17 protein-coding genes and 1 tRNA gene are annotated in these 16465 nt (G+C 30.1%); 8 read left to right on the top strand and 10 right to left on the bottom strand.

Annotation, left to right across the window (positions count from 1 at the left end):
* Entirely contained in the window at positions 1–3111 is a 3111-nt protein-coding gene (locus Q0958_RS03515) for a DUF2723 domain-containing protein (RefSeq protein ID WP_299119659.1), read from the bottom strand.
* A gap of 184 nt (positions 3112–3295) precedes the next feature.
* On the opposite strand from Q0958_RS03515, the gene Q0958_RS03510 reads away from it, so the two are divergent.
* Positions 3296–3366 (top strand) — tRNA-Gln (locus tag Q0958_RS03510).
* Positions 3367–3425: 59 nt separating this feature from the next.
* On the opposite strand, the gene Q0958_RS03505 is transcribed toward Q0958_RS03510, so the two are convergent.
* Both Q0958_RS03505 and Q0958_RS03500 read right to left on the bottom strand, forming a co-directional pair.
* Positions 3426–5069, bottom strand: a complete 1644-nt coding sequence (locus Q0958_RS03505; RefSeq protein WP_299119657.1) for a serine hydrolase — start codon at positions 5067–5069, stop codon at positions 3426–3428.
* A gap of 58 nt (positions 5070–5127) precedes the next feature.
* Entirely contained in the window at positions 5128–5838 is a 711-nt protein-coding gene (locus tag Q0958_RS03500) for an AraC family transcriptional regulator (RefSeq protein WP_299119655.1), read from the bottom strand.
* 170 nt (positions 5839–6008) lie between these two features.
* Between Q0958_RS03500 and Q0958_RS03495 the strand changes: the two genes are divergently transcribed.
* Positions 6009–6485 (top strand): DUF4252 domain-containing protein, encoded by a 477-nt coding sequence (locus Q0958_RS03495; protein ID WP_299119653.1) that lies wholly within the window; start codon positions 6009–6011, stop codon positions 6483–6485.
* Positions 6486–6762: 277 nt separating this feature from the next.
* On the opposite strand, the gene Q0958_RS03490 is transcribed toward Q0958_RS03495, so the two are convergent.
* From Q0958_RS03490 to Q0958_RS03475, 4 genes are all read right to left on the bottom strand, one after another.
* Positions 6763–6963, bottom strand: coding sequence for a hypothetical protein (locus Q0958_RS03490; RefSeq protein ID WP_299119652.1), 201 nt, complete (start codon positions 6961–6963; stop codon positions 6763–6765).
* Between the two features lie 33 nt (positions 6964–6996).
* Entirely contained in the window at positions 6997–7512 is a 516-nt protein-coding gene (locus tag Q0958_RS03485; RefSeq protein WP_299119649.1) for a hypothetical protein, read from the bottom strand.
* Between the two features lie 47 nt (positions 7513–7559).
* Positions 7560–8015, bottom strand: coding sequence for a hypothetical protein (locus Q0958_RS03480; RefSeq protein WP_299119647.1), 456 nt, complete (start codon positions 8013–8015; stop codon positions 7560–7562).
* 80 nt (positions 8016–8095) lie between these two features.
* The gene (locus Q0958_RS03475; protein ID WP_235274578.1) at positions 8096–8443 is read right to left on the bottom strand and encodes an ArsC/Spx/MgsR family protein; all 348 of its coding nucleotides are present in this window, start codon (positions 8441–8443) and stop codon (positions 8096–8098) included.
* 42 nt (positions 8444–8485) lie between these two features.
* On the opposite strand from Q0958_RS03475, the gene Q0958_RS03470 reads away from it, so the two are divergent.
* The 4 genes from Q0958_RS03470 to Q0958_RS03455 all read left to right on the top strand — a co-directional run bounded on the left by Q0958_RS03470 (position 8486) and on the right by Q0958_RS03455 (position 11326).
* Entirely contained in the window at positions 8486–8941 is a 456-nt protein-coding gene (locus Q0958_RS03470; protein ID WP_272150925.1) for a DinB family protein, read from the top strand.
* A gap of 13 nt (positions 8942–8954) precedes the next feature.
* Positions 8955–10103: a cystathionine gamma-synthase gene (locus Q0958_RS03465; protein WP_299119640.1), complete on the top strand. Its 1149-nt coding sequence runs from the start codon at positions 8955–8957 to the stop codon at positions 10101–10103.
* A gap of 95 nt (positions 10104–10198) precedes the next feature.
* Complete coding sequence (locus tag Q0958_RS03460; protein ID WP_299119638.1) at positions 10199–10792, top strand: TetR/AcrR family transcriptional regulator; 594 nt, start codon at positions 10199–10201, stop codon at positions 10790–10792.
* A 51-nt stretch (positions 10793–10843) separates the two neighbouring features.
* A complete protein-coding gene (locus tag Q0958_RS03455; RefSeq protein WP_299119635.1) occupies positions 10844–11326 on the top strand; it encodes an acyl-CoA thioesterase in 483 nt (160 codons plus the stop codon).
* Positions 11327–11385: 59 nt separating this feature from the next.
* On the opposite strand, the gene Q0958_RS03450 is transcribed toward Q0958_RS03455, so the two are convergent.
* The 3 genes from Q0958_RS03450 to fbp all read right to left on the bottom strand — a co-directional run bounded on the left by Q0958_RS03450 (position 11386) and on the right by fbp (position 14409).
* Positions 11386–11994: a superoxide dismutase gene (locus tag Q0958_RS03450; protein ID WP_150897961.1), complete on the bottom strand. Its 609-nt coding sequence runs from the start codon at positions 11992–11994 to the stop codon at positions 11386–11388.
* 121 nt (positions 11995–12115) lie between these two features.
* On the bottom strand, positions 12116–13381 hold the full coding sequence (locus tag Q0958_RS03445; RefSeq protein ID WP_299119632.1) for an ectonucleotide pyrophosphatase/phosphodiesterase: 1266 nt from the start codon (positions 13379–13381) through the stop codon (positions 12116–12118).
* Between the two features lie 5 nt (positions 13382–13386).
* Positions 13387–14409: a class 1 fructose-bisphosphatase gene (fbp, locus tag Q0958_RS03440; protein WP_150897962.1), complete on the bottom strand. Its 1023-nt coding sequence runs from the start codon at positions 14407–14409 to the stop codon at positions 13387–13389.
* Positions 14410–14745: 336 nt separating this feature from the next.
* On the opposite strand from fbp, the gene Q0958_RS03435 reads away from it, so the two are divergent.
* A complete protein-coding gene (locus Q0958_RS03435; RefSeq protein ID WP_299119628.1) occupies positions 14746–15231 on the top strand; it encodes a GNAT family N-acetyltransferase in 486 nt (161 codons plus the stop codon).
* A complete protein-coding gene (locus Q0958_RS03430; RefSeq protein WP_299119625.1) occupies positions 15218–16462 on the top strand; it encodes an aspartate kinase in 1245 nt (414 codons plus the stop codon). Before Q0958_RS03435 ends, Q0958_RS03430 begins: the two co-directional genes overlap by 14 nt.
* Positions 16463–16465: the final 3 nt, after the last annotated feature.

Below are 16465 nucleotides of genomic sequence, written 5' to 3'. Positions count from 1 at the left end.
TTAAGGTTTTATAGAATCTAATTGTTGCATAAATCGCTCATTTTCTTCTGTTGATGATGGATTAAACAAACCTTCATGAACTAAATAATCTTTAAGCGCTTTTTTACCATATTCTGTATCATCATAACGCATAATTTGTTGCATTACATTTTGATACATATACAAATACGTTTCTATATTCTCTTTCACTAAATTTAAGTCTTCATAACTAAACGTATTGTAATACTTTAATTTTTGTTGGAAAATTTCAGTTAATGTTTCTGATGTTTCTCTAGCTTTATCAATATCTCCCATGCGGTAATACAACTCAGGATACCCTAAAGAAATACTGTAATGATCAAAATCTTTAATTGGCATTTTGTACAATGATAAATCCAATACATCTTTTGCTCTTACCGAGTCTCCTTGTTTCATAAACTCTTCTGATAATCGCATTAAGTTGTTTCTAATTGATATTGCATTACGCTTACTTTGCTCATCTAAATAGATCTTACCATTATTAATGGTTTTCCAATCCCATTTTTTAACATTCGCATACATTTTTTCTGGATCAATGCGTCCCATATCAAACATAGACTTTCCTTTGTTTGGTGTTTTAATAGGCACTAGTTTATACGCCATTCCATCTAGCTGTAAATAATCTTTTAACCAAATATACTCTTCATCGGCATTTGCTCCTCCTGTAAAATAAATAGGGCGTTTCCAATCGAAATTATTTAAAATATCTAACATTAAAATTCTATTCTTTGTCAACCCTTGTCTATCAACAGATATATCAATGTAAGGTAAAATCTTATCAGCATCCTTTTGAGCTACTAATCCAGTTTTTAATACATTTTCTTTATTTACTGGAATTCGAATTCTATATACTGGATAAAACTTCTCTTTAGAATCTTCACCTGTTTCTAAATACGTTCTATCACTATCACTAGAAATCCAACGCATAAAGGTATCGATGGTCCAAATTGAATCTTTTAATTGAGGTATCTCATAATAGTACGCCACATCTAAAGTTCCATATTTATATTGGTCGTGTGTTAATTTTGATGGTATTGGATCTGCATCATAAGTTTTCTTTTTCATTTGATCTATATACCAATCTGTTTGAAAAAGACTTGTATTTACAATCTTAATATCTGGTCGAATACCTTCTACCTGTTGCATATACCATAATGGGAATGTATCGTTATCTCCAATAGTAAATATAATTGCATTTGGGTCACAACTTTCTAAATAGGTTTGTGCATTTAACTGTGCAATGTACCTGTCTGCTCTATCATGGTCATCCCAGTTTTGAGCTCCCATTAATACTGGCACCGCTAATAACGAAACTACTGATACCGCTATAGCTACTGTTCTTTTATTCGCATAGTTCTTAAAATATTCATACAGCGCTAACACTCCAAACCCTATCCAAATAGCAAATACATAAAACGAACCTACTACCGCATAATCTCTTTCTCTTGGTTCAAATGGTTTTGGATTGGTATAAAATATAATTGCAAACCCTGTGAATGCAAAAAACATTGCTAGTGTATACAGATTCTTTTTGTCTTTTTTTGCTTGATATAATAATCCTATAAATCCTAAAATTAATGGTAAAAAGAAATAGGTATTACGCCCTTTATTATTCTTTACATCATCTGGTAAGTTTTTTTGCGAACCTAAACGAGCTTCATCAATAAAATTAATACCACTTAACCAATTTCCTGACTCTATATCTAGATGTCCTTGTATATCGTTTTGACGACCTACAAAATTCCACATAAAATAACGTCCATACATATAACCGAACTGGTAATCGATCATAAACTTTATGTTTTCTAAAAAGGTTGGGCGTCTTTTACTTCTTGCAGGTATTCCTGCTATTCTTTTATAATGCTGTTCCGAACCAGGAGCTACCATCCTTGGTATAAACCCTTTGTGTTTACTTGAGTAGTTTGGTAATATATTTTTATATTTATTTACAATTACATATTTCCCGTCCTTCTTTTCGTATTTAGGCTTATCGTCTTTATATGGTTTTTCTGAATCTAATTCTCTATCATAAGATACAGAATAGTATTTATCATAAAACACATTTGCATCTCCATACTGTTCACGATTATAATACGCTAACAACTCTCTCGCACTTGAGGGATTGTTCTCATTAATTACTGTATCTGCGTTTGCACGTATTGGTAACATTAACCATGATGAAAAACCAATCATGATAAATAATATCGACAATACTAAAGTATTTCCTGTTACTAAACCTTTTTTACGAGTATAGTTTAATCCAAAATAGAACAATGCTATTAATACTATTCCAGCTATAATAGTTCCTGAATTATACGGTAATCCTATTTGATTGATAAAGAAAAGTTCTGACACACTAAAAAACTTAAGTGTGAATGGAAATAAAAACTTAAATACAAATGCCAATACCAATATCGAAACTACCGTTGCTATTGCTGTAGTTTTTACATTGATATCTTTATAGGTTTTAAAGAAGTATAATAATACTATTGATGGTATTACTAATAATGATAATATATGTACTCCAAACGAAAGTCCTACAACAAAACTTATTAATACTAGCCATTTATTACCTCTTGGTGTATTAATTTCACTTTCCCAACGTAATCCTAACCAAAATAACAGCGCCATTAAAAATGATGACATTGCGTATACTTCACCTTCAACTGCACTAAACCAAAAACTATCTGAGAACGTATATGCTAAAGCTCCAACTACTCCACTTCCTAAAACAGCTATAGCTGCACTTTTACTAAACTCACCATTTCTAGCGGCCATTTTCTTAGCCAAGTCAGTTATAGTCCAAAACATAAACAAAATAGTAAATGCACTTGCTAAGCCCGACATAAAGTTTACCATCATCGCCCACTGACTAGGGTCGTTGCTAAACATTGCAAAGAAAGCTCCTAGCATTTGAAATAAAGGTGCTCCAGGTGGATGCCCTACTTCTAATTTTACTGCTGTAGAGATATATTCACCACAATCCCATGAGCTCACGGTAGGTTCTAATGTTAAAGTATAAGTGATTAATGCCACTGCAAATGTAACCCAACCTAAAATTGTGTTCCATTTTTTGTAGTTAAATTCGTCCATAGATTTTTAATAAAGTTATTGCGAATGTACTAATAACTAGTCTGTTTTTGTTTCTAGCAAAAATATAATTTTGATTATATTTGTAGTGATGCAAACCAGATAATTTTCTGTTAAAGAAAAAAAATCAAAAAAAGTTTTGTGTAAACGAAAAAAGTATGTAAATTTGCATCCGCAATCACGCAATTGGCCTATGGTGTAATGGTAACACACCGGTTTTTGGTACCGATATTCAAGGTTCGAGTCCTTGTAGGCCAACTGAAAAGACTTAACAGATAATGTTAAGTCTTTTTTTATACAACATATTTTAATCTTTCTTACTCCTTTTCAATTACCGCAGGCAGTATATATTCCTTTATAATCTTATCTGCATTAAGGTGAGCAATAGGGTTATTATACGCCGAAGAAGTTATAACTACCACAAATGGAATGTCTTTAAAAATAAAAACCTTATTCCCTCCTCTACCACTACAAAAAGAAACCTCGTAACTCTTGCCTTCTACTTTGTATTCTTTATTCCAAAAAAGATAACCATAGTAACCGCTTTCTATCCCTGCATTAATGTGGCTAACTTGTTTTGATAAACTTTTATCTACCCATTCTTTGGTTAGAATCTGTTCACCATTCCACATTCCTTTATTCTTATATAACTGACCATACTTTGCAAAATCAATAGCTCTTAGTTGTATTCCTCCAGCTGTATTTCCTACTTTTTGTGGAGTGTATTGCCATTTATAGTTAGTTATATTTAATGGTTTAAATAATTTTTCTTCAGCATAAGACACCAATCCTTTTGGTACCGATTTATGAATAACATCTCCCAAAACAACGACTCCTGCTGTAAAATAAGAAAAATCTTTCCCTATCCTTTTTTCCTTCTCCATAGGTAAATCAAGTGAGAATTTAACCCAATTATTTGTAGGATACATCTTTTCTTCGTTCCCTATACTATTATAATCACTATCATCTCCAACAAATCCTGAACTCATTGTTAAGAGAGATTTTAAGGTTACCGAGTCTTTCTTTTTACTATAATTTTCAAACGTTTGTAAATCATAAAAGTCTTTCAACAATACATTTTCACTTAGTATATAGTTTTCTTTAATAGCTATTCCTAATACAGTAGAAGCAAATGATTTTCCTACCGACCTTGCATTATGCAAGTTATTTCTAGTTGCTCCATTAAAATATTCTTCTATTAATAACTTATTGTCTTTTATAACTATAATACCATTAATATCTTCAAACCTTTTTTCTGCTATTTTTCTATTTAAATCTTCTATCTTTTTTTCATTAAAAGTACTTTTTGATAATTCCCATCCACTATTCGATTGTATTTTTTGAACAGGAATCAAACTTTCATCTACAGGAATTTTAGCCACCTCAACGGTAATATTTCCTTTAGCTAATACAGGACCCACTTTTAATATATCTGTTTTTATATAAGGTCGAACCTCAACAATTAAAGAGTGCTTATTTCCTACCAACACATCCTGTCCTCCACTTAATTTCATGAATTTCATCCACATAAACCAACCCCAAAAATCAATTTGTTCTGGATATATTAATGGAATAAAGTGTTTTCTTTTTTTAGTTTTAAAATCAACTGTTCCTGCTCCTTTGTTTAAATTCTCAGTATGTACCTTTTTTCCATCTACTATAATTGAAAACTGAAAGTTTCCTTTATTTAGCAATTGATCATCTGTTAAATTAGGAGCTAACGATTTAAGACTTTCAATAAGAGGTTTATCTAATCTAAAATGAACATTCAAATATTTATCCTTATATAAAGTGAAACTGTTAGTGTAATTTTTTGAAGCTATTTTACTTTTCTGAAAGTCAATTTTGGAGAAAAATAATTTTCCTGTTGCTATTTTTTCTGATTTTTTTTGTGCGAAGCTTATCGTATTGTTAGAAATGAGTAAACAAACAATAAGCACTAAGTAATAATTCAATCTCATGTTTTTAATTTAAATTTTCAACAAACATATATTCACACAAGACAGCAATAGCTCCAAACTATAAAATGGCACTTATTTTAAGTTGTTCTGAAGTGTTTTTTATTGATTTTTTATAAGCTAAAGGAGTAACCCCTTTTATATTTTTAAATACTCTATTAAAAGTTGTTTTTGAATTAAAACCACATTCAAAAGACAAACCTAACAGTGTTATGTGATTGTATTTTTTATTACGCATTTTTTCTATTACTGCTTCTACACGATATTCATTTACAAAATCAGAGAAATTCTTATTCAATCCATCATTAATTACTTTTGATAGAACATGCGGAGTCATATTTAGATTCTCTGCCAAAGATTTTAATGTTAGATCAGGGTTTAGATAAAACTGGTTTACTACCATCTGTTCTTTTAACCAAGATGCTTTTTTGTAGATTTCTTCTGATGGTTTTTCTTTTTTTATAGTGTCCTCTCTATTTTTTAGCGGTACTGTTTCCTGTTTAAAAAAGGTTTTAGCGCCAAGGCGAGTCGCTATAAAAAAGATGGATGCTATAGAACTTAACTTAAAAATAAATACTACTGAACTACTAATACTATAAGGAGCCCACAAAAACGAAAAGAATGCAAATACAACAACAACCTTATACATCCATTTTAAAATATAAACATCTTTTGGTTCAAATTTTTTATTTAACCATGAATGATAAATTCTATAGGTAAAAAGGTAAATAACGGAGAATAATACAATTGCAAAAATAATTTTTTTAGCCATGGACAAGGTTTATAGTTAAGACTATAAACACTTCTTTTTGTTACAAGTTTCCAACTCATTATCAATAGTTTGAATCTAATAAAAATTAGCGCTATAATTTTCTAAAATTATTTTTATTGTAACAAATTTTAAAGCTGGTCGTCTCCCTTGTAAAACTAAAACAAACCATTATGAAACGAATTTTAACAGCATTATTTTGCTTTTTCTTAGTAAGCTTATCTGCACAAGAAGCTAAGTTCAAACAATTTTACAAGAGTCATAAAGACAAATCTGCTTTTTCTATAAACTTATCTAGCTCTTTTGCTGGTTCTTTTTTAGATGATACTGATAATAAAGAATTAAAAAATCTTTTAGAGCAATCGAGCGACTTTAAGGTTATGATATTTAATAATAACAACAATGATGTTTCAAAAGATTTTAGACGTTTTTCTAGAAAAAACAGTTTGAAAACTTTGGTTAGAGCTAAGGATAAAGACGGTAAAGCTGAAATTTTATTCTTAGAAAAGAAGGGATATGTAAGAGAGATTATTGTAAGAGCTAGTGGCGATAGCGATAAATTAGTATTATTAGGTATTAAGACTAAAATTACAAAAGACGAATTAGCTAGCTTATTAGCCTCTTCTAAAAACAAAGTAGCTTCTAGATAAAAGCAAACGTAAGTACTTTTATTTCTTTAAAGTACAGCAACTACTTTGAATAACTATATTTATATAAATACCATAACGGTAATTATTTAAACAAAACAACGAGGGTTATAAATAGATTATAACCCTCGTTATTCTTTTAGTATCATTAGACCTACCAAAACACTTTGCTTATAAGCAAAATACTTCTTTCACTAGTGACAAAATATTCTTCACTCGAAGCTTTGTTTATTCTTCCGATAAGAAGAGTTTCAAAAGCTTATGGTTAAAGATATTTTATTTAGTCTTTCTTCTTTTCTGATTCTTTTAATTTCCCAGAAAACAAATAATATAACCACATCACAAAGCCAAAACCAGCACTCAATATATAATCTATACTCTCTACATTTTGTCTTTTTATTATTGCAAAAAGATATTTTACAAATACTGATATTAAGCAAAACACTATCAAGTACACTAAATATCTTATTATTCTATTCATTTTTTTTTAACTAACAGAAAACAACTCTTCATATTACAGTAAAACAAAAGGTAAAAACACTCTTTCAAACCGCATACAATATTTTATCATAATATTTTCTTCTATTGGATATACAGCACCAAAATCACTGTTTTGTAATGCCTTAAACTCTTTATCTAATACTATATTACTAGAAAACATAAGCACATCATCTTTATAAAATCTTATTTGACTCTGAACCGTTGCTAAATCTCCCCCTGTATATTTAAACAACCAATTATTCTTCATACTTTTTAGTAATTCTACATCCTCAGTTTTTAATATTTTACCTTTAGGAATTCTCACATCAATATTATCAGAATCATCTTTGTTAATTATAAGATATACTACCCAATTTCCTTCTTCAAAATTACAATTATCTAAAACTTTAATTATATCTCCTTTTTCATATTCTTTTTTAGTTGAATATGATTCATTTTCCACATTGATAAAAACAAGTATTGGATTAAAAAACAAATAAGTAATTGTACTTAAAACAAAAACAATTAATAAACTTTTTAATTTTTTCATTAAACTCATTTTGTAATCAAACTAAAAACTATCTCGTCTCATATATCTTAAAGTCCTTCTTTTGCAGGAGAATATACATACATTGTCTTATAAAAAGAATATAAAGTTCTGCTTATATCATTATTAGCAACTGAATTAAATGTTAAAGCATCTGATTTCACATTCATTTTCAAACTATTAAACACAACTCCTTTAACACCATAGTTTTTCTCCAGATTATCTTTAAATTTTTGTAGAAATTCTTTTTTCGACTCAATACTTTCTAATTTTGAATATACATTCATTTCTTTTTCAAGCATTATTATTTTATCATAATACTCATAGTAAAGCACTTGTTGTTCTTCTCTTTTATTTTTAAAAAACCGTTTTATTTCATTAATTTCTTCGTTAAAAATCTTAGTACTGGCATCGTTAGAGAATATTAAAGTTTTTACCTCTGAGTTCTCCTTTTTACACGAAAGAAAAACGAGAAAAATCAAGCTAATCCATAAAGTATTTTTCATATTAATATTTTTTCTAAAAATAAAAAACCACCTCATTACTAAGGCAGTTTTTAATGTTTATTTATTCTTTTAAAAAAGTCTTAATTCACTCTTTCCTTTAAAGCTTCTACTACTTTTTTACTATTTCCTATAAAAATTTCATTGTCTACTATAAAAACTGGACGCTTTAAAAACGTGTACTCTTCTAAAATAAATTGACGATAATCAGTTTCCGTTAAGTTCTGATTTTTTAAATCTCTTTCCTTGTACAACTTTGCTCTTTTATTAAATAAACTCTCATAACTATCCGTCAATTTTCGCATTTCTTCTAATTGCTCAACAGTTATGGCGTTGGTTTTTATTTCTTGCTTTTCAAAACCGTCAATATTTACTTCTTTTAAAATTCTACGGCAAGTATCACAAGTTTGTAAAAAATAAACTTTCTTCATGGGTAAATAATTATCTTTGAGCTAGCTAAAATAAGTAGAAAAATGAACAAACAATTTGAAGTTTTAAAAAAATCAAGAGAATTAGTTTTAAAAAAAATAGAAGGTTTATCAAGTGAGCAATTACATAAAATTCCAGAAGGATTTAAAAACAATATTGCTTGGAATGTAGCTCATTTAGTAGTAACTCAACAATTATTACATTATAAGTTATCTGGATTAAACTGTTTAGCTTCAGATGAATTAATTGAAAAATACAGAAAAGGTACTTTTCCAACGGAAACATTTACTGAAGAAGAATTTGATGAAGTAAAAGATTTATTAATTGGTTTACCAGATACTTTAAAAGAAGATTTTGAAGCTGGAATTTTTACAAGCTATACTACTTACGAAACAAGTACTGGGTTTGTTTTAGATTCTATTGAAAGTGCTATTGCCTTTAATAATTTACATGAAGGTATTCATTTAGGTAATATCATGGCTTTAACTAAGTTGGTATAAAACTAAGCAACGCATGAAATTTAACACCAAAGCCATACATGGAGGTCAAAAGCATGAGGAGTCTACCGGTGCTGTGATGACACCTATTTTTCAAACCTCAACATATGCACAAGCTAGTCCAGGAGTACATAAAGGTTATGAATATTCTAGAGGTGCAAATCCAACGAGAACTGCATTAGAAAATTCGTTTGCGGCTTTAGAAAACGGAACACATGGCTTTGCGTTTGCATCAGGATTAGCTGCTATTGACTGTGTTTTAAGAACTTTAAAACCTGGTGATGAAGTTATTGCTGGTGACGATATTTATGGTGGTACTTACCGTATGTTTATGAGACTATTTAAAAACTACGGGTTAAATTTTCAGTTTGTAAACATGGATGAAATAGCTAATGTAACCAATGCTATTTCTAACAACACCAAATTAATATGGATTGAGACACCAACCAATCCGTTAATGAAAATTGCAGATATTGCAGCAATTACCAAAGCTGTAAAAACAAAAAACACCAGTATTTTAATTGGTGTTGATAATACTTTTGCAACACCTTATTTACAACGTCCTTTAGATTTAGGAGTAGATATTGTAATGCATTCGGCAACAAAATACTTAGGAGGTCATTCAGATCTTGTTATGGGTGCTTTGATGGTAAAAGATGCTGAACTTGCCAAAGAGTTACATTTTATACAGTTCGCAGCCGGCGCTATTGCTGGACCAATGGATTCGTTCTTAGCCTTAAGAGGTGTTAAAACTTTACACTTGCGTATGCAGCGTCATTGTGAAAATGGAAAAGCTGTTGCTGAATTTTTGAATGCACATCCAAAGGTAAGCGATGTTTATTACCCAGGTTTAGAAAGCCATCCAAATCATGAAATTGCTAAAAAGCAAATGGATGATTTTGGTGGAATGGTTTCTTTCCGTTTAAAAGATGAAAGTAAAGAAGCAGCGCTTTCTTTTTTAGAAAACACTAAAATTTTCACGCTTGCTGAATCTTTAGGAGGTGTAGAAAGTTTGGTAAGTCATCCTATAACAATGACACATGCATCGATACCAGAAGCTGAACGTTTAAAATTAGGAATTACGAATTCATTAATTCGTTTAAGTATTGGAATAGAAGATATTGACGATTTATTAGCTGATTTATCACAAGCTTTAGAGATATAAAATTGACAACTCCTCATAATAAGGAGTTGTTTTTTATCATAAAAAATACCGATTGGTATATTTTTCATATATTTACACTTTAATCTAGTACTATTGTGTCTAAATCAGAGAAAACAAAAGCTTTTATTATTGAAACGGTTGCTCCAATATTCAACAAGAATGGATATTCTGCAATGAGTTTATCAAAAATAACTCAAGCCACTGGTTTAACAAAAGGTGCTATTTATGGTCATTTTGAAAACAAAGAAGAGCTAGCCATTGAAGCTTTTCGTTTTTCTGTAAGAAATGTTTTAAAAGATTTAAATGCACATATTAATAAAGACGCTTCTCCTATAGAAAGGCTATATAACATTGCTTCTTTTTACGAAAACTATTACAACTATAGTAAACAATTTGGAGGTTGCCCTATTTTAAACATTGGAGTAGATTCTAATAATCAGAATACGGCTATTTCTAATTTAGTTCGTTCTTATAATACTCGAATTTTAGAGCAATTTTCTTTATTAATCGAAGCTGGAAAGCAAGCTAATGAAATTAAACCTACTATAGATAATGCTACTTATGCAAAACGTTTTTTTTATATGATTGAAGGTGCTGTATACATGTCATATATAATGAAAGACCCTAGTTTTCTTACAGATTTATCATTAACCATGAAACAGATTATACAACAAGATTTACAACTATAACTATTTTTTTAACTAAAAATATACCAATTGGTATATTTAAACTTATTTACTATGGAATTACCAAAAATTTTAGAGAGCAAAACAAAAATAAGGTTTCAAGACTGCGATCCTTTTAATCATTTAAACAATGCTTCGTATTTTAATTATCTTATCAACGCTAGAGAAGATCAGCTAATTGAGAATTATAACCTAGACATCTATGCACATGGAAAAAGCAAAGGAAAAAGCTGGGTAGTAGCTTCTCATCAAATTTCTTATTTGAAACCAGCTACTCTAATGGAAACAGTTACTATTGAATCTCAATTAATTAATTACGGAGATAGAAAATTGTTAGTTGAAATCCGTATGTGGAACGAGGCTAAAACTGAATTGAAAGCCGTTTTATGGAGCTCTTTTGCTTATTTTAACCTAATACAGTTAGCTTCTGAAAAGCACTCTGAAGATTTATTAAACTTATTTGAAAGTGTAGTTTTACCAGTAGAAGAAACATCTTTTGAAGAAAGAATTAAAAGCTTACGTTTTCAAAAAGTATAAGCATAAAAAAACCCGCTAATAGCGGGTTTTAATTTATATGTTAGCTAATAACTTTGTTATTATTTAGCTTCAGCATATCTTCTTTCAACCTCGTTCCAGTTGATTACTTTAAAGAAAGCATCAATATAATCAGGACGACGGTTTTGGTAGTTTAAGTAGTAAGCGTGCTCCCAAACATCTAATCCTAAGATTGGAGTTCCACCACAAGTTACACCTGGCATTAATGGGTTGTCTTGGTTTGGAGTAGAACATACTTCTACTTTTCCTCCTTTGTGAACACATAACCAAGCCCATCCTGAACCAAACTGTGTTGCAGCAGCCTTAGAAAAAGCATCGATAAAAGCTTCTTTAGAACCAAACTCAGCTTCGATAGCGTCTTTTAATTCTCCTGATAAATATCCTCTATCTTCTGGGTTCATTACTGTCCAGAATAAAGAGTGGTTGTAAAATCCACCTCCATTATTACGAACAGCTCCGTTGCTCATATCTAAGTTTGTTAAAATATCTTCAATAGACTTTCCTTCTAAATCAGTTCCTTCAATAGCAGCGTTTAACTTAGTTGTATATCCGTTATGGTGCTTACCATGGTGAATTTCCATCGTTCTTGCATCTATATGTGGTTCTAATGCATCGTAAGCATATCCTAATTCTGGTAATTCAAAAGCCATAATTATTTGTTTTTTAATAGTTTAAAATTTCGTTTTTCCGATTGTAAATTTAACTCAAAAAAATAAGGCAAACAACCGTTTGCCTTATTGAAAATTTATTTAACTATAAGTTATATCAATTCTATTCTTTTAAAACACTTTTTAACTTCTCTATATCTCCATCAACATTTTTTGGTGGTGTTAAACCAAGTATTTTACACAGTAAAGGATAAACATGAATGTTTTTGACTGATTCTGTGGTATATCCTTTTTTAAAAGCCGGCCCGTTTGCATAAAAAATACCGTGCATTTCTTTTATTTCTGGATTAAACCCATGTTGTCCTGTAACATATACTTCTTTGGACATTTTACTCTTCTTTCGATAGGTAAAATAATATCCTTCATTAGGAACTACTTGAAAAGGTCCCCAGTTTTTATTTTTAGGCACATATTCAAAATGTGGTGCATCAGCAGTTTTATAAACTTTAAAAGGTCCTTTTTTGGAAGTTAAATATGTATATATTTCTTCTAATTTTTTCGGATTCTTAGGATGTATATTTACAATAGTTCCATTGTTCACTACCGAGAATAACTCATCATTTTTTATTTCATCTATAGAAATAAACTTATCAGTTTTTACTTCTAACATTCCATGGTCAGATACAATAACAATATTGATTGGAAGGTTTAACTCCTTTATTTTATTAAACAATTCTCCCAGTACATTATCTAACGGATATAAACCTCCTTTGATTGCTTCATCATTATTAGGTCCAAACTCATGACCAGTATCATCCATATCTGAAAAATACATGGTAATTAAATGTGGTCTTTTTTCTGAAGGCATTTTTAACCAATCAATTACTTGGTTTACCCTATCAATATTCGGAGTACTCCCTTTGTAAGGAAAATAATAGGTTGGCTTTACTCCTTGAATATCTGCTTCGCTTCCTACAAAAAAGTAACTAGCAGTTACCATATTGCTATTATTTGCTAAAACCCAAATAGGTGTTCCTCCATAAAACTTTCCGTTTTCAACTTTTTCTCTGTCTCTAATACTGTAAAAAGCATCGTTTTCATGACTGTAAAAACTATTTCCTAAAAGCCCATGATTTTCAGGATACATTCCTGTAGCTATAGTATAATGATTTGGAAATGTTTTAGATGGAAAAGATGGTACTAAAGAGTTTGCCTTAACACCATTTTTAATAAATTTTGAAAGATTTGGTGGAGAAAAGCGTTTTACGTAATCCCAACGAAATCCATCCAATGAAATTAAAATAACATATGGTTTCTCAGTAGCCTCTTTTGAATTTTGAAAAACGGTTGCTTTTTTAAGTGTACTGCATGATGAAAATACTATTGCAGTAACAACACAAAAAAATAAAAATAGCTTAACGTTATTCATCTCTCTTAGTAGTTCGCATCTTCTGGATACTTAGCCATAAATTCTTCCGCTTTTTCTACCATGTTGGTACTTCCACAGAAAAAAGGAACTCTTTGGTGTAATTCGGTTGGCTCTAAATCTAAAATTCTTCTGTAACCATCAGTTGCTTTACCTCCTGCTTGTTCTGCTAAAAATGCCATTGGATTACATTCATATAACAAACGTAATTTTCCTTTAGGTCCAATAGTACTTGTTGGGTACATATAAATACCTCCTTTTAACATATTTCTATGGAAATCTGAAACCAATGAACCAATATATCTAGAAGTATAAGGTCTGTTTTCCTTTTCCTCTTGGCAGTATTTTAAATATTCTTTTACTCCTTGAGGAAAATGTACATAGTTTCCTTCGTTTATAGAATATATAGATCCCTGCTCAGGAATTTTAATATTAGGATGTGATAAATAGAAAGTTCCGATAGCTGGATTTAATGTAAATCCACTTACTCCATTACCTGTTGTAAACACTAAAATTGTAGAAGTTCCATAAGCAACATAACCAGCTGCTACTTGCTCTGATCCTTTTTGTAAAAAATCTTCTTTAGTTACAGGTGTTCCTTCTGGAGACACTCTTCTATATATAGAGAAGATAGTACCTACAGATACATTTACATCAATATTCGACGATCCATCTAAAGGATCCATTAACAATACATATTTGTTATCGTTTCCTTTATTCTTTCCTTCAACAACAATATAATCGTCTTCTTCTTCGCTCCCGATTCCACAAACTATTTCTCTATTAATAAGAGTTTGTTTAAATAAATCGTTTGCTAAAACATCTAATTTTTGCTGAGTTTCCCCTTGTACATTTATATCCCCTGAAGCTCCAGTAATATCAACCAAACCTGCTTTTCTAATTTCGTGGTTTACTACTTTTGCCGCTAATCTTATCGAGTTTATTAAACGAGAAAGCTCTCCAGAAGAGTATTTAAAATGATTTTGGTTATCAATAATATACTCGCCAAGGGTCATGTGTTTGTTATTCATCTCAAATTTTTGTGTGTTGCGTATGTTCCGTACAAAGATGCTACCTTTTTGGGGTTACTACAACGATTTCGTTTTATATTTTTTTAGAACACTAGCAATCAATAAACCTAAGCTAGTACTCTTATATAAAGAAACAACTATTTTTTTACATTCCCTAACTATCAATGTAATCTTAAAATTAAAATACACTTAAAATAAAGAAACGCAACCTTATTGGTTACGTTTTATACTTTTAGATAGTTTATGAAAAATTCAACAATTTAAAATGATGTGTTTTAATTTTCTATTTGTTTTTGAGTAGTTTTTTAAGAAGTATCTTTACACAAAAATTTTACCATGAGTTTTATAATTAGGTCCGGAGAGCGTAAAGATGCTCAAGCTATATTAAATTTAATTATCGAATTAGCTGTTTTTGAAAAAGAGCCAGATGCAGTAAAAGTTACTGTTGACGATTTATTACGTGATGGTTTTTCAGATAATCCTAAATTTAAAACTTTTGTTGCTGAAGAAGCAGATGGGAAAATTATAGGAATGGCATTATTTTATGAACGCTATTCAACTTGGAAAGGTAAAGCTATTCATTTAGAGGATTTAATGGTAACAGCATCTAAAAGAGGAATCGGAGCTGGTAAAGCTTTGTACACTTCAATTATGAAATACGCTCATGAAAACAACTTTAAAAGAGTTGCTTGGGAAGTATTAGACTGGAACCTTGGTGCTGTTAATTTTTATAAAAGCACTGGTGCAACTGTTTATGATGAGTGGAGAGTATGCCATATGAGTGAAGATAACTTAAGAGAATTTTACAATGAGAATATTTAAGTTTGGAGGAGCATCTGTTAAAGATGCAGAAAGCGTAAGAAATGTAGCTCGTGTTTTACAACACGAAGGAACTGAAAATCTTTTAGTTGTTATCTCTGCAATGGGTAAAATGACCAATGCATTTGAAGAAATTATAAACAACTATTTTTATAAAAAAGATGGCTTACAAAACTCAATAGATTTTGTAGTAAACTACCACCAAGAAATCATAGATGATTTATTTGAAGAAAATAATGATATTACTAATAAAGTAAATCTTTTATTTGGTGAGTTAAGTGGTTTTATGGCTCAAAACACCTCAACTGATTATAATTATGTTTACGATCAAATAGTAGGGTTTGGAGAACTTATATCTACAAATATTGTAAGTGCTTATTTAACTAAAATTGGAGTAAACAACCAATGGTTGGATGTAAGAGATTATATACAAACCAATTCTAATTTTAGGGATGCAAAAATTGATTGGGAACTAACTGAAAAGAAAATCAGTGAAAATGTAAATACTTCTCAACTCAATATAACACAAGGTTTTCTAGGTAGTAATGGAAAAGATACTACAACCTTAGGAAGAGAGGGATCCGATTACACTGCTGGTATTTTTGCTTATTGTTTAGACGCTGAAAATGTATCTATTTGGAAAGATGTTGACGGAGTGTTAAACGCAGATCCTAGAGTATTTACTGAAACGGAGTTATTGCATGAAATATCATATACCGAAGCGATAGAAATGGCTTTCTATGGAGCTTCTGTAATACACCCAAAAACAATTCAGCCTTTAGAACAAAAAAACATACCATTATTTGTTCGTTCGTTTAAGGATATTACTAAAGACGGAACTTGTGTAGGAAGAGGTAAAAAAATAACACCTGAAGTACCTTGTTTTATCGTAAAGAAAAATCAAATTCTAGCTTCAATTTCTGCTAAAGACTTTTCTTTTATGGTTGAACACAATATAAGCGATGTATTTAAAAAATTACATGAATATAAATTGAAGGTAAATTTAATTCAAAATTCAGCCATTAGTTTTTCTGTTTGTATAGAAGATAAATACGATCGTTTCGATGCTTTTTACAATGATTTACAAACAAATTTCAATATTAAATCATACAAAAATGTAACGCTTTATACCATTCGTCATTTCAATGATGCAGCAATAAAAACCATACAAAAAAGAGGTAAAGCTATTATACGTCAAATCAATACAGAAACAGCTCAATTGGTCATCGAATAAAAG

The sequence above is a fragment of the uncultured Tenacibaculum sp. genome (assembly GCF_947499065.1).
Classification (GTDB): domain Bacteria; phylum Bacteroidota; class Bacteroidia; order Flavobacteriales; family Flavobacteriaceae; genus Polaribacter.
This window is presented reverse-complemented; position numbering and strand designations above follow the sequence as displayed.